General features: G+C 69.8%; 18 protein-coding genes. 11 read left to right on the forward strand and 7 right to left on the reverse strand.

Translation table 11 applies throughout. The features are described 5' to 3' along the window. Positions 1-95: 95 nt before the first annotated feature. The 8 genes from JCR33_RS23190 (at position 96) to JCR33_RS23225 (ending at position 6,965) form a co-directional block, all read left to right on the forward strand. Positions 96-905 carry an alpha/beta fold hydrolase gene (locus JCR33_RS23190; protein ID WP_198884529.1) on the forward strand — a complete coding sequence of 270 codons (810 nt, stop codon included), beginning with the start codon at positions 96-98 and terminating at the stop codon, positions 903-905. A 194-nt stretch (positions 906-1,099) separates the two neighbouring features. Beyond that, a complete protein-coding gene (locus JCR33_RS23195) occupies positions 1,100-2,473 on the forward strand; it encodes a M16 family metallopeptidase (RefSeq protein ID WP_198884530.1) in 1,374 nt (457 codons plus the stop codon). 19 nt (positions 2,474-2,492) lie between these two features. Beyond that, positions 2,493-3,803: a M16 family metallopeptidase gene (locus JCR33_RS23200; protein WP_211110538.1), complete on the forward strand. Its 1,311-nt coding sequence runs from the start codon at positions 2,493-2,495 to the stop codon at positions 3,801-3,803. A gap of 70 nt (positions 3,804-3,873) precedes the next feature. Continuing rightward, a complete protein-coding gene (locus JCR33_RS23205) occupies positions 3,874-4,077 on the forward strand; it encodes a YdcH family protein (RefSeq protein WP_198884532.1) in 204 nt (67 codons plus the stop codon). A 38-nt stretch (positions 4,078-4,115) separates the two neighbouring features. Then, entirely contained in the window at positions 4,116-4,580 is a 465-nt protein-coding gene (purE, locus tag JCR33_RS23210; RefSeq protein WP_198884553.1) for a 5-(carboxyamino)imidazole ribonucleotide mutase, read from the forward strand. Continuing rightward, positions 4,577-5,665, forward strand: coding sequence for a 5-(carboxyamino)imidazole ribonucleotide synthase (locus JCR33_RS23215; protein WP_198884533.1), 1,089 nt, complete (start codon positions 4,577-4,579; stop codon positions 5,663-5,665). The genes purE and JCR33_RS23215 overlap by 4 nt, the downstream gene beginning before the upstream one ends. A 141-nt stretch (positions 5,666-5,806) precedes the next feature. Further along, positions 5,807-6,055, forward strand: a complete 249-nt coding sequence (rpsU, locus tag JCR33_RS23220) for a 30S ribosomal protein S21 (protein ID WP_332461257.1) — start codon at positions 5,807-5,809, stop codon at positions 6,053-6,055. A gap of 106 nt (positions 6,056-6,161) precedes the next feature. Beyond that, on the forward strand, positions 6,162-6,965 hold the full coding sequence (locus JCR33_RS23225) for a tetratricopeptide repeat protein (protein ID WP_198884534.1): 804 nt from the start codon (positions 6,162-6,164) through the stop codon (positions 6,963-6,965). Between the two features lie 60 nt (positions 6,966-7,025). On the opposite strand, the gene JCR33_RS23230 is transcribed toward JCR33_RS23225, so the two are convergent. From JCR33_RS23230 to JCR33_RS23245, 4 genes are all read right to left on the reverse strand, one after another. After that, the gene (locus JCR33_RS23230; RefSeq protein ID WP_198884535.1) at positions 7,026-8,069 is read right to left on the reverse strand and encodes an SDR family oxidoreductase; all 1,044 of its coding nucleotides are present in this window, start codon (positions 8,067-8,069) and stop codon (positions 7,026-7,028) included. A 13-nt stretch (positions 8,070-8,082) separates the two neighbouring features. Beyond that, entirely contained in the window at positions 8,083-9,024 is a 942-nt protein-coding gene (locus tag JCR33_RS23235) for an alpha/beta hydrolase (RefSeq protein ID WP_198884536.1), read from the reverse strand. Between the two features lie 162 nt (positions 9,025-9,186). Further along, complete coding sequence (locus tag JCR33_RS23240; RefSeq protein ID WP_198884537.1) at positions 9,187-10,287, reverse strand: LLM class flavin-dependent oxidoreductase; 1,101 nt, start codon at positions 10,285-10,287, stop codon at positions 9,187-9,189. 74 nt (positions 10,288-10,361) lie between these two features. Further along, positions 10,362-11,123 (reverse strand): FadR/GntR family transcriptional regulator, encoded by a 762-nt coding sequence (locus JCR33_RS23245; protein ID WP_198884538.1) that lies wholly within the window; start codon positions 11,121-11,123, stop codon positions 10,362-10,364. A gap of 214 nt (positions 11,124-11,337) precedes the next feature. Between JCR33_RS23245 and JCR33_RS23250 the strand changes: the two genes are divergently transcribed. The 3 genes from JCR33_RS23250 to JCR33_RS23260 are packed head-to-tail and all read left to right on the forward strand — an operon-like array spanning position 11,338 to position 14,854. Continuing rightward, positions 11,338-12,702 carry a glutamine synthetase family protein gene (locus JCR33_RS23250; protein ID WP_198884539.1) on the forward strand — a complete coding sequence of 455 codons (1,365 nt, stop codon included), beginning with the start codon at positions 11,338-11,340 and terminating at the stop codon, positions 12,700-12,702. A 10-nt stretch (positions 12,703-12,712) separates the two neighbouring features. After that, on the forward strand, positions 12,713-14,083 hold the full coding sequence (locus JCR33_RS23255; RefSeq protein WP_198884540.1) for a glutamine synthetase family protein: 1,371 nt from the start codon (positions 12,713-12,715) through the stop codon (positions 14,081-14,083). An 18-nt stretch (positions 14,084-14,101) separates the two neighbouring features. Then, positions 14,102-14,854, forward strand: a complete 753-nt coding sequence (locus JCR33_RS23260) for an SDR family NAD(P)-dependent oxidoreductase (protein WP_198884541.1) — start codon at positions 14,102-14,104, stop codon at positions 14,852-14,854. 39 nt (positions 14,855-14,893) lie between these two features. Here JCR33_RS23260 and JCR33_RS23265 read toward each other — a convergent pair whose 3' ends face one another. The 3 genes from JCR33_RS23265 to JCR33_RS23275 all read right to left on the reverse strand — a co-directional run bounded on the left by JCR33_RS23265 (position 14,894) and on the right by JCR33_RS23275 (position 18,006). Beyond that, positions 14,894-16,258 (reverse strand): glutamine synthetase family protein, encoded by a 1,365-nt coding sequence (locus tag JCR33_RS23265; RefSeq protein WP_198884542.1) that lies wholly within the window; start codon positions 16,256-16,258, stop codon positions 14,894-14,896. Positions 16,259-16,503: 245 nt separating this feature from the next. Next, positions 16,504-17,664: a PepSY-associated TM helix domain-containing protein gene (locus JCR33_RS23270; RefSeq protein WP_198884543.1), complete on the reverse strand. Its 1,161-nt coding sequence runs from the start codon at positions 17,662-17,664 to the stop codon at positions 16,504-16,506. A 39-nt stretch (positions 17,665-17,703) separates the two neighbouring features. Next, the gene (locus JCR33_RS23275; protein WP_198884544.1) at positions 17,704-18,006 is read right to left on the reverse strand and encodes a DUF2218 domain-containing protein; all 303 of its coding nucleotides are present in this window, start codon (positions 18,004-18,006) and stop codon (positions 17,704-17,706) included. Positions 18,007-18,410 lie beyond the last annotated feature (404 nt).

Genomic DNA, 18,410 nt, shown 5'->3' on the forward strand with positions numbered 1-18,410 from the left:
CGCTCCGCACGGAGGCCGCAACCACGCCGCGCATGCCGCCCTTTCGCAGCCGGATCCGCGCGGCTATGAGGGTTCGACGCTCGCAAGGCCTCGCCATGACCCTCGTCCGCATCGGTCCCTCCCCCCACATCGCCGTCGCCCACCGCGGCCCGTCCGACGGCGAGCTCGTCGTGTTCCTCCACGGCGTCGGGGGCGGGCGCGACAACTGGAGCGCAGCGCTGGAAGCGACCGCCGCCGCCGGCTTCCACGCCGCCGCGTGGGACGGGCGCGGCTACGGCGACAGCGACGACGCCCCCCTCGCCTGGGCCGACTTCCGGCACGATCTGCGCAAGGTCATCGACCACTTCGACGCCCCGCGCGCCCACCTCGTCGGCCTGTCCATGGGCGCGCGCATCGCGCTCGACACGGCCGCCGCATGGCCGGAGCGGGTCGCCTCGCTGGTGCTCGCCGACACCCATCTCGGCTTCCGCCACCTTTCCGCACGCGACCGCGCACTGTTCGTCGCCAAGCGCCGCGACCCGCTCCTCGCCGGCAAGACGCCGGCCGACATCGCGCCGGGTCTCGCCCGCACCCTCGTCGGCGACCGCGACGATACGGCGACCATCGCCGCCCTCGTCGCGTCGATGTCGCGGCTGCGCACGGCGGGCTACGTCGCCGCCATCGAGTGCTCCGTCGCCGAGGACCTCGACCCGCTGGTCGATCGGATCTCGCTGCCGACCCTCGTCGTCGTCGGCGCACGCGATCGGGTGACGCCGCCCGCCCTCGCCGAGGAGATCGCCGCCCGTATCGGCGGGGCCACGCTTGTGATCCTGCCCGGGGCGGGCCATCTGTCCAATATCGAGGCACCCGCCGCGTTCAACGCCGCGCTCGTCGACTTCCTCACCGGAGTGCGCGCCGGACGGTAGGCGGCTCCTCTCCGCAACCTTGCGATTGGCATGCGACCAAATGCATCCTATAGTTTCACGCGTAGGACGTTACGAAATCTTCAGTAGGTGGCGGCGTGGGGCTCCCCTAGCCTCCGCCCCGTACGTTTGACAGGATTGTGCCGCCCATGACGCCGATCACGAACTCCCTCGCCGCGATAGGAGTGGCCACCCTCATGATGACCCTCCCGGCCACCGCCAAGCCGGTCGACCTCAGCGATCTCACCATCGCCCCCGACGCCACCACCTTCTCCCTCGACAACGGCTTGCAGGTCGTGGTGATCCCGGACCGCCGGGCCCCCATCGTCACCCACATGGTGTGGTATCGCATCGGCGCGGCGGACGAGCCGCCCGGCAAGTCGGGCATCGCCCACTACCTGGAACACCTGATGTTCAAGGGAACGTCGGAGAACCCCGGCAGCACCTTTTCCGACACCGTCGCCCGCGTCGGCGGTCGCGAGAACGCCTTCACCTCCAACGACTACACCGGCTACTACCAGCAGGTCTCCAAGCAGAATCTGCCGCAGATGATGGCCCTCGAGGCCGACCGGATGCGTAATCTCCGCCTCACCCACGAGGTGTCGGCGCCGGAGCTCAAGGTGGTGCTCGAAGAGCGTCGCGCCCGCATCGAGACCCGGCCGTCGGCAGAGCTCGGCGAAGCGGTCGACGCCGCCCTCTTCATCAACCACCCCTATTCGGACCCGATCATCGGCTGGCCCAACGAGGTGGCGAGCCTCACCTTCGAGGACGCGCTCAACTTCTACCGGTCGCACTACCGCCCCGGCAACGCCGTGCTCGTGATCGCCGGCGACGTGGACGTCGACGAGATCCGCACCCTCGCGGAGGAGACCTACGGCAAGATCGCGGACGACAAGGGCCGCGTCACCCGCGTCCGCCCGCAAGCGCAGAAGCTGCGCGCCGACCGCCTGGTGGAGCTCGCCGATCCGCGGGTCACCCAGTCCTCCACCCAGCTCGCCTGGCTGGTGCCGAGCTACACCACCGCCGAGCCCGGCACCGCCGAAGCGCTCGACGTGCTCGCCGAGATCCTCGGCGGCAACAATACGAGCCGCCTCTACACGGCCCTCGTGCGCGACGAGAAGATCGCCACCTCGGCCGGCGCCTGGTACCAGTCGAGCGCCATCGACGACACGCGCTTCGTGTTCTACGCCATCCCCCGCGGCGACACCTCGCTCGAGGCGCTCGAGGACAGGGCGCGCGAGATCATCGCCGACATCGCCGACAACGGCGTCTCCGACGAGGAGCTGCAGCGCGCCAAGACGAGCCTCCTCGCCTCGGCGATCTTCGCCCAGGACAACCAGGCCTCGCTCGCCCGGATCTTCGGCGCCGCCCTCGCCACCGGCTCCACGGTGGAAGAGGTGCAGACCTGGCCGACGGCCATCTCCGCGATCACCGCCGACGACGTGCGGGCCGCGGCCAAGACGTGGCTCGACGATCAGGCCACCGTCACCGGCCGCCTGCTCGAAGCCGATGCGCCGGCGACCGCTGCCATCACCGCGCCCGCCCCCGCCCCCTCGACGGCGATCCGCTAAGCGCGACGGGAACATGACCATGTACCATCTTGTGAAACGCGCTATCGTCGCGACCCTGTTCATCTCGGCCAGCGTGGGGAGTGCCTCAGCCATCGACATCCAGGAAGTCACCAGTCCCGGCGGCATCACCGCCTGGCTCGTCTCCGACGACACCGTGCCCGTCGTCGCGGTGGACATTGCCTTCAAGGGTGCCGGCTCGTCGCAGGACCCCGAGGGTAAGGCCGGCCGCGCCAACCTCCTCGCGTCGACGATCGACGAGGGCGCCGGCGACATGGACTCGGTCGCCTTCCAGACGGCGCTGCAGGACAACGCCGTGCGGCTCAGCTTCGATTCGAGCCGCGACCATCTCTACGGCGACCTGACCACCCTCTCCTCCTCGGTGGAGCAGGGCTTCAACCTCCTGCGCCTCGCTCTCACCGAGCCGCGCTTCGACGACGAGGCCCTGACGCGCATCCGCGCCCAGATCACCGTCGGGCTTCGCCGCGAGCAGAACGATCCCGACAACGTGGTCGCGCGCCTGTGGTCGCGCACCGCCTTCCCGGACCATCCCTACGGCGTCCCCGCCAACGGCACGGTGGAGAGCGTCGCCAATCTCGGTCACGACGATATGGTCGACGCCTTCAAGCACGGCATCGCCCGCGACAATCTCGTCATCGCCGTGGTCGGCGACATCGACGCCGACACCCTCGCCGCGCTGCTCGACAGCACCTTCGGCGACCTCCCCGAGCACGCCGACCTCGCCGACGTGGCCGAGGTGGAGCCCGCCATGGGCCTCACGGTGAGCGATACGGTCGACACGCCGCAAACCGCGATCCGCTTCGGCGGCCCGGGCCTGCCGCGCAGCGATCCGGACTTCATCCCCGCCTACGTGATGAACCACATCATCGGCGGCGGCGCCTTCTCGTCCTGGCTCTTCCAGGAGGTGCGCGAGAAGCGGGGTCTCGCCTACACGGTCTACTCCTACCTCGCCCCCTACGCGCACACCGCCGTGTTCGGCGGCGGCACCGCCACGCGCAACGATCAGGCGCAGGAGGCCGTCAAGGTCATCCTCGACCAGTTCGAGCGGATGGCGACCGAGGGCCCCACCGAGGAGGAGCTCGCCGACGCCAAGGCCTATCTCACCGGCTCCTACGCGCTGCGCTTCGGCTCGTCGAGCTCCATCGCCCGCCAGCTCCTGTTCATCCAGATCGAGGATCTCGGCATGGACTATATCGACAAGCGCAACGACCTCGTGGAGGCCGTGACGCTGGAGGACGTGCGCCGCGCCGCCCGCCGCATCTTCGGCGAAGGGCGGCCGACCGTCGCCGTCGTGGGTGCGCCGGCCGGCTGACACCACCCATCTGCCTCTCGACAGTCAACCGCGGTTCAATATATTCAAAATCGAACCGCGGTCTGGCGCGATGGAAGACGACAACAACTTTCTGATCGAGCGCCTCAGCGCATTGCAGCAAGAGCACCGGGATCTCGACGCCGCCGTCGCGGCGCTCGAGGAAACGGGCTCGTCCGACATGCTGCAGATCAAACGACTGAAGAAGCGCAAATTGCAGCTCAAGGACGAGATCCGCATCCTCTCCGCCCGCGTCCTGCCGGACATCATCGCGTGAGCGCTCTCAAGGATCCGGCGGCGCCCGTCGCCATCGTCATGGGAAGCCAGTCCGACTGGGCGACGATGCGTCACGCCGCCGACGTCCTCGGTGAGCTCGGCGCGCCGCACGACGTCGCCATCGTGTCCGCCCACCGCACGCCGCAGCGCCTCTACGATTTTTCGACGACCGCCGTCGCCCGCGGCGTCAAGGTGGTGATCGCCGGCGCCGGCGGTGCTGCCCACCTGCCCGGCATGATCGCCGCCCTGACCACGCTCCCGGTCCTCGGCGTGCCGGTGGAAAGCCGGGCCCTCTCGGGGTGGGACAGTCTCCTGTCGATCGTCCAGATGCCGGGCGGCGTGCCGGTGGGCACCCTCGCCATCGGCAAGGCGGGCGCGACCAACGCCGGCCTGATGGCCGCCTCGATCCTCGCCCTCTCCGACGACGCTCTCGCCGAGCGCCTCGCCGCCTGGCGCGCCGCACGGACCGAGGCCGTGGCCGACGCGCCGGTCGACGACGCATGATCCTCTCCCCCGGCGACACCATCGGCATCCTGGGCGGCGGGCAGCTCGGTCGGATGATGGCGATGGCCGCCGCCCGCCTCGGCCTCGACTGCCACATCTACGCCCCCGACGCCGCCTCGCCGGCCTTCTCCGTGGCGCGCCATCACACCGTCGGCGCCTACGACGACGCGGCCGCCCTCGCCGCCTTCGCCGCTTCGGTCAAGGTGATCACCTACGAGTTCGAGAACGTCCCCGTCGCCTCGGTCGAGGGGCTGTCGACGCTGGTGCGCCCGGCGCCGCCCGCCCTCGCCGTCGCCCAGGACCGGCTGGCGGAGAAGGCGTTCCTCGCCGACTGCGGCCTCCCCGTCGCCCGTCATCGGGCGGTCGACAGCGCCGCCGACATTGCCGACGCGATCGCCGAGCTCGGCGCACCGGCGATCCTCAAGACGCGCCGCATGGGCTACGACGGCAAGGGCCAGGCCCGCCTCACCGCGGACACCGACCCCGCCGCCGCCTTCGACGCGATCGGCGCCGCGCCGGCGATCCTCGAAGAGATGATCCCGTTCACCGCCGAGACGTCGACCGTGCTCGCCCGCGCCGCCGACGACCGCACCGTCGCCTACGACGCGCCGGCGAACCATCACGCCGACGGTATCCTGCGCCGCTCGGTGCTGCCCGGCCCGCTCGACCCCACCACCGAGGCCGCCGCGGCCGAGATGGTCGCCGCCGTCGCCGCCCGGCTCGACTATGTGGGCGTCCTCGCCATCGAGTGGTTCGTGTCCGCCGATCCGGCGCGCCCGCTGATCGCCAACGAGATGGCGCCGCGCGTCCACAACACCGGCCACTGGACCGAGGACGGGGCGATCACGAGCCAGTTCGAGAACCACATCCGCGCCGTCGCCGGCTGGCCGCTCGGCGCCACCACCCGCCTCGTCGACATCACGATGCAGAACCTCATCGGCGCCGACGCCGACGATTGGGCCCGACATCTGGAAAATCCGGCCGCCCGCCTTCATCTATACGGCAAGGGGGCGCACCGACCGGGGCGCAAGATGGGTCACGTAAATTTCGTGGGCCGCCCGGTGGACTCTTCAGCGAAGGGCTGATAGCGGTCTCGGCTCGTCTATGTTGACCAGCCTGTTTCGGCGTGCGCGCAACGCGCTCGCGACGGAGTGGCGGTCGCCCATGGTCGTTGCGGTGGCGCCCCCGCTTCAACACCCGGCACGACGGTGCAGCCGTGATGCACCGTGCAACAAAAGGAATGTGACCACGTGCAGGTTCTCGTTCGGGACAACAACGTCGACCAGGCGCTGAAGGCGCTGAAGAAGAAGATGCAGCGCGAAGGCATCTTCCGCGAAATGAAGATGCGCAACCATTACGAGAAGCCCTCCGAGCGGAAGGCGCGCGAAAAGGCCGAGGCCGTCCGCCGCGCTCGCAAGCTGGCCCGTAAGCGCGCTCAGCGCGAAGGTCTTCTCCCGGGCAAGAAGCGCAGCTAAGCTTCTCGTCGATCCGGCTGGCGTCGCGTCGCCTCCCGCAACCCTGTATCGTGTGTTGGTGATGATGCGAGTTCCATTCGTCCGAACGGCGGCGCCGGCTGCGCTCGTGGCAGCCGCGCTTGGCGGCTGCGTGGTCGACCAAGCCGCTACCGGGTCCGGGCGCTTCCTCAGCCCGGAGGCCGGCTCGCCCACCAACATCGCCTCTCTGACCGAGGTGGTGGAGGCCAATCCGCAGGATGCCAGCGCCTACAACATGCGCGGCACCGCCTACGGCCGCGCGGGCAAGACGAATCAGGCGATCGAGGACTTCAACCACGCCATCCAGATCGACCCGAACTACTACCAGGCCTACGCCAACCGGGCGCTGGTCTATCGCCGTCAGAACAATCTCGACGCCGCGCTGTCGGACTACAACCGCGCCCTCCAAGTGAACCCGGAGTACGACAGCGCGCTGGTGGGACGGGGCAACATCTATCGCCTCAAGGGCCAGCGCGAGCGGGCGCTCGAGGACTTCAACGCCGCGATCCGCCTCAACTCCAGCGACCCCCGCGCCTTCCACAACCGGGCGCTGGTCTACCAGTCGCAGAAGCTCCATTCGTTCGCGCTGGAAGACTTCGGCATCGCCATCGGCCTCGATCCGAAGGCGCCCGAGCCCTACAACGGCCGCGGCGTCTCCTACCTCGCGACCGGCGACGTCGACGCCGCGCTGGACGACTTCAATCAGGCCCTCGCCCTCGATCGCGACTACGCCGACGCCTGGGTCAATCGTGGCCTCGCCCTCGAGACCAAGGGCGACTACAACAAGGCTCGCGCCGCCTATAACCGCGCCATGCAGATCAGCCCGGGCTTTCCCGCGGCGAAGGAAGGCATGGGCCGGATCGACGCCGGCAAGCCGCCGGTGCGCACCTGAGCGCACGCTGCCGACCGCCCGAGCCTCCGTCGCGAAGGAGCGCCGGCCCCGCCTCACCCCTCAGGGAATGACCTTGCGCTCGCGGAACTCCTGGAAGAGGCGCAGGAACATCGCTTCGCTGTCCACCACCGGGGCGAAGCCCGCCTGCCGTATCTTGGTGGTGGACGAGATCACGTCGTAATCGCAGTTGAAAACGAAGTCGCCGAAGCCCCAGCTCGCGACCTTGTCGTAGGGCACGGGCAACAGGCCGTGCTTTGCGACGATGCGGTCCCACACCGGCCCCTTGTCGGCCATGAACTCGGTGAGGGAGATGGTCTGCACGTCGCCCACCTCCATGCCGAAGGCCGCGGCGAAGGCGGGCCAGATCTGGTTCCAGCGGAAGAGATCGCCGTTGGTGAGGTTGTAGGCCTCGCCGCCGACGGCGTTGAGCGCGGCCCATTCGGTGCCGGCGGCGAGCTGCGCCGCGTCCGTCACCTGCGCCAGCTTGCCGTAGCAGGTCGCCGTGCCCGGGAACTTCAGCGGCAGGCCGAGTTCCTTGGAGATGGCGGCATAGACGGCGATCACCATCGCAAGGTTCATGGGATTGCCGACGGCGAAGCCGCAGACGACGTCCGGCCGCATCACCACCGCGTCCCAAGCCTTCCCCGCGGCCGCGCCGAGGAGATAGTCCTCCTGGTCGTAGTAGAAGTTCGGCGGCATGTGGCGCGGATCGCTCTCCTTCGCCGGCGTGCGGAACTCGCCGATGTGGACGCCGTAATATTTGGCGCCCTCGTAGAGCATCGCCCGGCGGAAGGCGGGTGAGGCCGCCTCCGTCGCCTCCACCAGTGACGTCAGCATCGCGGTGTTGACGCTCACCAGATCCTTCGGGTCGGCGTGCTCCTGATAGGCGGCGAAGAAGAGGTGGGTCACGTCGGTGAGGGGCGCGATCGCCGCCTTGGTCGCCGCCGTGTCGAGGAGGTCGACCGACAGATAGGCCGCGGACGTCTCGAAGTCCGGCGTGCGGCGCGAGAGGGCTGTGACGCGCCAATCCGGCAGGGCGGAGAAGTGATCGGCGAGGTTGCGGCCGATCACCCCGAGACCGCCGGCGATGAGTGCGTGAGGCATCGAAACTCCCGTATCAGGCGAGCGCTGCGCGCATCGCCGCGCCGCATTCGGTGAGCGCCTTGTCGGCATGCGGCACCAGCCCGCGCAGCGAGATGAAGCCGTGGATCATGCCGTCGTAGCAGGAATAGGTGACCGGCACGCCCGCCGCCGCGAGCGCCTCGGCATAGGCCTTGTCGTCGTCGAGGAGGGGATCGAAGCCGGCGGCGAGCACGTAGGCGGGCGGGAGACCCGCGAACGACGACGCCCGCAGCGGCGACGCCGTCGGGTCGGTGCGGGTCGCGGGGTCGGGCAGATAGCTCGCCGTATAGAACGGCATCGAGTTCAGCATGTAGCCCTTCGAGTAGAGGCGCTTCGACGGGGTGTCGGACACATGATCCACCACCGGATAGATGAGGAGCTGGAAGCGCGGCATCGGACCGCCGGCGTCGCGCGTCAGGTGACACACCACGGCCGCGAGATTGCCACCCGCCGAATCGCCGCCGACGGCGATCCGCGCCGGATCGATGCCGAGCCCTGCCGCGCCGGCGGCGCTCGCCGCATGGTGGAAGGCGCCCATCGCGTCCTCCACGGCGGCGGGGAAGGGGTGTTCCGGGGCGAGGCGGTAGTCGACCGCGAGCACCTTGCAGCCGGAGGCGTTGGCGAGGACGCGGCAGGTGGAATCGTGGGTGTCGAGATCGCCCCGGATGTTGCCGCCGCCGTGGAAGTAGATGAGGAGCGGGGCGGGATCCGCTGCGCCGTCGGGGGTGAAGAGGCGGGCGGGCCGCTCCACCGCGCCGCACGGCACGGCGATGTCCTCCACCGCGGCGATCGGCACCGCCGGCCCGTCGACCGCCGCCATGTCGGACTTGAACTCCGCCCGCGCCTCTTCCGGCGTCTGCGCCTCCACCGGCGTGGCGTTCGGGTCTCCGGGCGCGGCGAGGATCTCGGCGAGGATGGGATCGAGGGTCTTCGTCATCGGGTCACTTTCGGGCGAAGGAGAAGGGTGGACCGGTGAAGCGACCGCCCGTCCGCCGGCCGCCGCACCCGAGAGAAGCAATCATCGGACCTATGGCTCGTCGCTCGGCGGGAGAATGAGAAGGGCCCCGGTGGCCCGCGACGCCGTCGGCAGCGGGCGCGCCTAGGCCGGCTCCGGCGCGAGCTCCAGATGCGGCACCACCTCCTCCATGAAGCGCTTCTGCCAGCGGCGGCGCGGCTCGGGCGGAACCCCCGGCGTCGCCGTCTGCAGGAAGATGTGGTTGTAGCCCGCCTCGACGAAGCGCTTGGTCTGGGCGATGACCGTCTCCGGGCTGCCGATGAGCTGCCCCTTGGTCCACGGCGGAATATTCGCCGGATCGCAGCGCTTCTTCATGCCCTCGAAGATGCCGCGCCAGGCCGAGTAGGTTTCGAGGATGCGCAGATGCTCGCCCTCGCCTTCGTAATGGTCGAGCTGGGCCTGCATGAATTTCGGGATGAACTCCTGCGCCTCGGCGACGGCCTCCGCGTCGGTGTCGGCGACGATGCAGTTCACCATGATCGGCGTGAGGTGCGCCGCGGGGTCCATGCCGTTCTGCGCCGCCCTCGCCTTCCAGAGGCGCACGATCTCGGCCTGCTTGTCGAAATCGCCGAAGGAGGAGCACATGATCGGCAGGCCCATGTCGGCCATGATCTCCGCGCTCGTCGGGGTGGAGCCGACGGCGCCGTAGAAGGTGATACCGGCGGGGTCCACCTTCGGGCGCAGCCGCGTCGGCTTCGGCACGGAGAGATAGCGACCCTCGTAGGTGATCGTGTCCTCGGTCAGCGCTTTGTGGACGATCTCGTAGGTCTCGCGGAAGCGGTCGCGCGATTCGTCCATGTTCGGGATGCCGAAGCGCTCATATTCGAGGATCGCCGTGCCGCGGCCGATGCCGATGCCGATCGGCCGCTTGGTCAGCAGGCGGAGCTGGGCGATGTCCTCGGCGAGGCGCAGCGGCTGATACCAGGGCGGAATGATCACGCAGGTGCCGAGATCGATGGCATCGCCGTAGCGGCCGGCGATGTAGGCGAGGAGCTGCAGCGGGTTCGCGGTCGGGAAATAGTCGGAGAAGTGATGCTCGATCATCCAGAGCTTCTCGAAGCCCTGCTCGATCGCGAAGGCGACGTCGCCGAACATGTCGCCATACATCTCGCTGTCGGACATGCCGGCGGGGCCGACCGCCGTGACAGCGACGCCGAAGCTCACAGTCTGGGGTCCACCCGTCATCGCTTCGCCTCCCGTTGATTGCGACATCAATGGTATGTTTTCTAGGCCATTGATGCGGCGCTGCCAAGGGGCGCTCAGCGCTTGCCGTCGAGGAACTCCATCATCGCCCGTCGCGTCGCCTGCACGTGCTCGGCCATGATCTCCGCGGCGCGGGCGGCATCGCGATCGGCGATGGCGTTGTAAAGCGGCTCGTGCATCGCGTTCGCGTCCTTGCGCAGCTTGATGAACACGCCGCCCACCGGCAGGAACATCGCCCGCCGGATCGCCTCGACGCTCTTCAGAAGGTGCGGGTTCTTCGACGCCCGGGCGATCTCCATGTGAAAGCTCGTGTCCGCCGCGTTGAAGGCGGCGATCGGGTCGGGGTCGTCGTCCTCCGCGGAAGAGGCCGCGATCGCCTCCTCCATCGCCGCGAGGGCGGTGCGCATCACGGCGAGGTTGTCGTCGCCGCGGCGCTGGGCGGCGAAGCTCGCCGTCGCCTGCTCCACGACGATGCGGAAGTCGAAGATGTCGTTCAGCTCCACGCGCTTGCGCTTGGCGTAGACGCGCAGCTCCTCCGGATCGCGGGTGTGGACGTTGTTGACGATCAGCCCGCCCGACGCTCCCCGCCGCACCGACAGGATGCCGTCGGCCACGAGCACGCGGACGGCTTCGCGGATGGTCGAGCGCGACACCGACATCTGCTCGGCGAGATCCCGCTCGGGCGGCAGCTTCTGGCCGGGCAGGAACAGGCCGAGGTCGATGGCGCGGCGGATCTGCTCCACCACCAGCTCGTAGGCGGCCGTCAGATGGACGGGGGCGATCTTGGGGTCAGGCTCGCCGAGGTGGTCGCCGCTCATCGCCGGCCGAGGCGGCGCGGGAGGGAAGGGCTTGCGGGGAATCCCATTGGACTGATACGTATACCTTTAAGACGCGTCGACCGGAGAAATTGTAGCATGCTCACGCCGATTCAACCGCAGCGGGGTCGGACTTGACCGTGAGCCTCTCCGAATTCGGCAGGATGGCGGCACACCTGCCTCCGCCCGGGCCGGGAAGTCAATCTCGGGCGGCGCGATGAGCTTCGCCATCGATCCGGCTCGGCTCGAGGCGCAGGCGGCCGAGCTCACCCGCGAGGGCGTGCGCCATGTCGAGCTGCAGGTGCCCGACCTCGACGGCGGGCTGCGCGGCAAGCTCGTCAGCATCGACAAGGCGATGTCGGCGAAGGGCGCGGCCTTCTGCACCATCCTCTTCGGCCTCACCTCGGTCGACGATGTCTACGAGTCGGTCCATTCGTCCAGCGACAACGGCTTTCCCGATAATCTGATCGTTGCCGACCCCGACACCGTGGTGGTGTTCGACGCCGGCTCCCGCCGCCTCGGCGCCGCCCTCTGCGACACTCTCACACCCGACGGCAGCCTCTTCCCCCTCTCTCCGCGCAGCCTGGTGCGCACGGTCGCGGCCGACGCCGCCGACCTCGGCTACGAGATCCGCTTCGGCTTCGAGTACGAGATCTGCGTGGTGAGGCGCGATGTGGCGCTCGCGGCGGGCGACTGGTCTAACCTCACCCCGCCCGACACCGTCCGCAACGCCTACAGCCTCCTGCGCACCGAGGAGCTGCGCGATCTGGGGCTCGAGCTGATGGACCGCCTCGCCGACGTGGGCATCGCGCTCGACGCGATCCACACCGAGCTCGGCCACGGCATGCTCGAGATGGCACTCCCCCACGCCCCGCCGCTTCAGGCGGCCGACATGGCGGCGCGCGCCAAGCTCGTCGTCAAGCAGACCGCCCAGTCGCTCGGCTACACCGCGTCCTTCATGGCGAAATATCGCATGTCGGAATCGGGATGCGGCGGCCACGTCCACCAGAGCCTGTGGAAGGACGGCGCCCCCGCCTTCCTCGACGGCGGCGCGCTGTCGCCCGCCGGCGCGGCCTATGTTGCCGGCCTCGCCGCCACCATGCCCGACTTCGCGGCGATCTTCTTTCCCACCGTCAACGCCTACCGCCGGCTCGACGCCGGGGCATGGGCGCCGGAAAACGCCTCCTGGGGCCTCGACAACCGCACCGCCGCGCTGCGCGTCATCACCACTTCGGCAAAGGCCGCGCGGGTGGAGCATCGCGCCCCCGGCGCCGACGCCAACCCTTACCTCGCCGTCGCCGCGATGCTCGCGGGCGGCGTCCACGGGCTGCGCTGCGAGCTTTCCCCCGGCGCCCCCGCCACCGGCAACGCCAGCAAGGATGCGCGGTTTCGCCCCCTCCCCCGCACCCTCGCCGAGGCGGTCGACCTCTTCGAGGCCTCCCCCGTCGCCCGCGCGGCCTTCGGCGACGCCTTCGTGGATCACTTCGCCCTCTCCCGGCGCGAAGAGTGGCGGCTCTGGACCGAGTACCTCCAGAATGCCGTGACGAGGTGGGAGCTCGATCGCTACTTCGTCACCATCTGAGGAGCCGCCCTTGACCCCTGCCGGTGTCGCCCCCGAGGCCCTATCCGAATTCCTCGATGCCCATGCCATCGAGACCGTGGTTTGCGCGCTGCCCGACATCTGGGGCCGCCTCGTCGGAAAGCGCCTGACGCGCCGGAGCTTCGAGCGCACCGTGCGGGGCGAGGCGCTGAACGGCTCGGTCTACCTCTTCTGCGTCGACATGGACATGGACCCGCAGCCCGGCTACGCCGTCACCGACTGGGCCCGCGGCTTCCAGGACTGCCGCTTCCTGCCGGACCTGTCGACGCTGCGCCTGGTGCCCTGGCTGGAGCGCACCGCCTTCGTGCTCTGCGACGCGGCCAACGAGACGACCGGCGAGCTCCTCGACATCGCCCCCCGCACCCTATTGAAGCGCCAGATCGCCCGCGCCGAGGCCATCGGCCTGCGCTTCAAGTGCGCCACCGAGCTCGAATTCTTCCTCTTCGACGACAGCTTCGCCGAGGCGTGGGAGAAGAAATATGATGGCCTGCGCCCGGTCTCGCGCTACCGGGCCGACTATCACGTCTTCCAGTCTGCTATGGACGAGGGCTTCATCAGCGCCGCCCGCCGCCAGCTTCTCGAGGCGGGGGTGGAGGTGGAGTTCTCGAAGGCCGAATGGGGCCTCGGCCAGCAGGAAATCAACCTGCGCTACGCCGACACCCTGGAGATGGCCGACCAGCACGCCCTCTATAAGACGTTCATGAAGGAGCTTGCCGGCCTCGCGGGCAAGTCGCTCACCTTCATGGCGAAGCCCTGGTTCGCCGAGGTCGGCTCGTCCTGCCACATCCACATGAGCCTGTGGAGCGCCGACGGCACGCCGGCCGGCTGGTCGGACCGCCACCCCGCCCATCTCTCGCCCCGCTTCGACCACTTCCTCGGCGGCCTCACCTCGGCGACGGCGGACATGATGGTGTGCTACGCGCCGACCGTGAACGCCTACAAGCGGCTCCAGCCGGACTCGTTCGCACCGACCGCCATCGCCGTCGGGCTCGACAACCGCACCGCCTCCTATCGCCTCGTGGGGCACGGCCCATCCTACCGGGTGGAGAACCGCGTGCCGGGCGCCGACGCCAACCCCTATCTCGCCCTCGCCGGCATGATCGCGGCGGGCCTCGTCGGCATCGAGGCGAAGATGCCGGCTCCGGCGCCCTACGACGGCAACGCCTACCTCGAGGAGAGCTTCGACCGCGTGCCGGCCTCGCTCGCCGCCGCCACCCGCCTCTTCCGGGCGAGCGGCGTCGCGAAGAACGCCTTCGGCGAAGCCGCCCATACCCACCTCGTCAACTTCTTCGAGCGCGAGGTCGCCGCCTACGAGGCGTCCGTCGGCGACTGGGAGCGCCTGCGCTATTTCGAGCGGATCTGACCGCCGTTGGAGACCTCCATGACCCAACCTATCGCCTTCGTCACCGGTGGCACCGGCGGCATCGGGCGCGAGATCAACCGCCGCCTGGTGGCCGACGGCTACACCGTCGTCGCCGCCGACATGGCGGTGGAGGAGGCGGCCTCCGGCGGCCCCTCGCCGGACCAGGCGGGCGTCCACCTCGTGCGGATGGACGTGCGCGACGGGGCGAGCGTCGACCGCGCGGTCGCCTACGCCGCCGGCCTCGGGCCGCTCAGGGTGGTGGTCAACTGCGCCGGCCTCCTGCGCCACGGGCTCGTGGAAGAGATCGTCGACGAGGCGCTCGACACCGTGTGGGACGTGAACCTCGCCGGTGCGGCACGGGTCTGCCGGGCGGCGAGCCCGCACCTGTCGGAGGGATCCTCGATCATCAACATCTCGAGCATCACCGCCCGCGTCGGCCGGATGCGCGGCGGCGCGATGTACGGCGCCTCCAAGGCGGCGCTCGAGGCGTTCACCCGCTACCTCGCCGTGGAGCTCGCCCCGCGCGGCATCCGCGTCAACGCGCTGGCGCCGGGCTTCATCGCGGTGCTGCCGATGAGCCCGTCGATGCGTTCGATCGCCCACGCCGACAACGACGAGGACGCCCTCGCCTGGTGCGTCGCCCAGAGCCCGATGGGCCGCACCGGTCGGCCGGACGAGATGGCCGGCCCCGTCGCCTTCCTCGCCTCCGACGACGCCTCCTTCATCACCGGCCAGGTGATCGTCGCCGACGGCGGCGTCAGCGCCGTCTGACGTCGGCAGCGTCGGGGCGGCTTCGAGGCGACGCGCTTCCTACACCCGCTCGAAGCCGCGGCGCAGGTCGAAGTCGGTCACGGTCCGGTCCGCCTCGGCCTGCTCCCAGCGGGCGGCGTGGACATAGTGGTCGACCACCGCGTCGCCGAAGGCCGCGCGCAGCATGGCCGAGCCTTCCAGCGACTCGGTAGCCTCGCGCAGTGTCGCCGGCACCTCCGCGAGGGTGCCGCTCGCCTGATAGGCATCGCCGGAGAAGGGCGAGGCGAGCTCGAGCCCGCGCTCGAGCCCGTCGAGCCCGGCGGCGATCAGCGCGGCGAAGGCGAGGTAGGGGTTGAGATCGGCCCCGCCGACGCGGCACTCGAGGCGCACCCCCTTGGTCTCCTCCCCCACCACGCGGACGCCGGCCGTGCGGTTGTCGAGCGACCAGACGATCTTGGTCGGCGCGAAGGTGCCCGGCGAGAAGCGTTTGTAGGAGTTGACGTAGGGGGCGAGGAAATAGGTGATCTCGCGCATGTGGGCGAGGACGCCGGCGAGATAGTGCCGCATGGTGCCACTCATGCCGTGCGGCGCCGCGGGATCGTAGAACGCCGGGGCGCCGGCGCTGTCCGCCAGCGAGTGGTGGATGTGCGCCGAGTTGCCGGCATAGCGGTTGTGCCACTTCGCCATGAAGGTGATCGCCCGCCCCTTCGCCCAGGCGATCTCCTTGGCCGCGTTCTTGATGATCACGTGCCGGTCCGCCATCGTCAGCGCGTCGGCGTAGCGCACGTTGATCTCGCCCTGGCCCGCGTCCGCCTCACCCTTGGTGTTCTCGATCGGAACGTCGGCGGCGAGGAGACCGTTGCGGATCGCCCGCATCACGCTCTCCTCCTTGGTGGTCTGGAAGATGTTGTAGTCCTCGTTGTAGGCGCTGATCGGGGTGAGGCCGGCGAGCCCCTTGGCCTCGGCCTCCTCGAAGCTCTCCTTGAAGAGAAAATATTCGAGCTCCGTCGCCGTGATCGGCGCGAGGCCGTGCTCGGCGAGGCGGGCGATCTGGGCTTGCAGCATCGCCCGCGGAGAGTGGGCGACCGGCCGGTGGTGATGGTCGAGGACGTCGGCGAGGACGAGGGCGGTGCCGTCGAGCCACGGCGTCAGGCGCAGCGTCGAGAGGTCCGGCTTCATGATGTAGTCGCCGTAGCCCTTTTCCCAGCTCGCCGAGCGGTATCCCTCCACGGTGTACATCTCGAGGTCTGTCGCCTGGAGATAGTTGCACGAGTGGCTCTCCGCGTGGGCGGACGCGAGGAAGAAGGGTGCGGTGAAACGCTTGCCCATCAGCCGGCCCTGCATGTCGACCTGGGCGGCGACGACGGTGTCGATGGTGCCGGCGGCGACGAGGTGTCTCAGTTCGTCGAGGGTGAGGATGGGCATCCGGCCTTCGTTCCTGTTGCGGCACCCGCCGGGCGGCGGACGCGGGATGGGCGGCGCACCTGGCGCCACGGTCCGACGCGGGGCGGTCGCCCACCCGCGCGGGCGCCCGCACGGTCCGGGACCGGCGGGAGCGCCATTGCGGCACATGTTCGCTTCGCGCACGGCCGTGGGCAAGATCCCGCCGGCCGACGCGAAAACCCCGCCGTCGCGACGGCGGGGCTGTTCGCGTGGCGCGGCGTCGGAGGTCAGCCGCTCCGCGATGCGGCGACGGGCCGACGGATCAGCGGCCGGATCAGCCGGCGGAAGGCGAGCGCGAACCCCGTCCACACCAGGAACACCGCCGCGAGCGAGGCGAGACCCGCGATCGTCTGCCCGAGGACGCCGTAGACCTCGCCGGTGTGGATGAAGCGCAGCCAGACGCGCGCCCGTCGGGCCGGCGTCGCCGCCTCGATGCCGCGCTCGGCGAGAATGCTACCGTCGGCGCGCGACAGGGTGAGGGTGCGCTGCCTGCCCGCCTGCGCCCCGTTGCCGGTGTCGACGGTCGCCTCGACGGCCTCGGCCCCGACAGCTCCGAGCGGCACGGTGATGGTGCGCCAGTCCAGCGTGGCCTCGCGAAGCCGGTCGAGGAGGCCGTCGAGGTCGAGCGGTCCGGTGGTCGCCGTCGGGCCGCTCGCGTCGGGGTGCGCCGCGGGAGCGGGGCGCGACTGCGGCCCGGGCCGGCCGCGGGTCGGCGTCTCGCCATAGAGCGCGAAGACGAGGCCGTTCGCCCACGGGTAGGAGAACACCACGCCCGAGGCGACGACGAGCACCAGCGGCAGGCTCGCCCAGATGCCGAACACGTGGTGCCAGTTGTAGTCGCGCGCCTTGGCGGTGGGCAGGCCCCGGCGGAAGACCACATGCGTCTTCACCAGCGGCCAGCGCCAGCGCTTCGGCCACCACAGCACGAGGCCCGAGATCACGATGAACAGAAAGGCGAGGTTGGCCGCGCCCGTGATCGCGCGAGCGACCGCGCGCCCCTCGCCCTCTAGCGCGAACCAGCGGTGGAAGGCCGTGACGCCCCGGAAGAACGCCTCGACGCCTTCGACGCCGCTCCCCATGACGGCACCGGTGGTCGGATCGAGAAAGGCCGTGGCACGGCGGCCCGCCGTCGCCTTCACGAGACCGTCGGACGTGAGGACCAGAAACGCATCGTCGCCGAGCGCGGCGCGTGCCGCGTCGGCGAGCGCATCGGCATCGAGCCGCGCCCCGTCGCTCGCAGGCACGGTGAAGGCCTGCCGCTCGGCAAAGGCCACGATCTGACGCTCGTAGGTGAGAAGCACGCCGGTGACCGACATCGTGAGGATGACGAGCCCGGCCGCGAGGGCGACGGACAGATGCGCCCAGAAAACGGCACGGCGGACACTCATGGCGGGCTCCTCAGCGATCGGTGGGGAGATGGGCGCGCGTCACGGCTCCGTCGACCATGCGGCGGTACGCCAGTCGACGGACAAGGTCTCGCGGAAGGCGAAGCGCACGAGGTGGCGCTCGACGACGTTCATCAGGCGCCCGCATTCGGCGTCGTCGACGGCGTCGACGCGCATATGGAGCACGTCCGGCTCGGCCGCCAGGGAGCAGACGCCGGCGGGGAAGGCGATGCGGCCGCTCCCCTCCTCCATCTCCACGGGCAGCTTGTGGGCGAAGTGCTTCAGCAGCTGACTGAGATAGCGGGAGGCGTGGGGCGTTGCGACGTCGGACTGGGCAGGGTTCATAGCGTCTCTCCGCGGGTGGCTTCGTCGACGGCAGCCAACCCTCTTCGGAACCGGCGACGTCGCGACGCCCCGAAGACGCGGCCCGACATCGGTCGACGATGCGAGGCTGTCGGTCAGCCTCGCTCGTCGAGCCTTCTATGCAGAACAGACAAAGTGCGCTCGAGGGACTTGTCGCGACGCGTCACAGCGCGCAACCGCTGACACGCCTTGATACAAAAAACCCTGCCGCCCGAGGTGGGCGGCAGGGTCGAGAGAAGCGACCCGGGCGGCGATCGCTTGCGGGTCGCTCGCGATCCGCGAAGAAGTCGCAGCCGACGACGGAGCATGGCATGGCGGGGGCCCTCTCCATGTCGTGCGGGATCGGCAGTCCCCAGCAACTGTTCAGGGTTCAGAGCGATGCGAAA

Origin of the sequence: Acuticoccus mangrovi, from assembly GCF_016411865.1 — a bacterium.
Taxonomy (GTDB): Bacteria; Pseudomonadota; Alphaproteobacteria; order Rhizobiales; family Amorphaceae; genus Acuticoccus; species Acuticoccus mangrovi.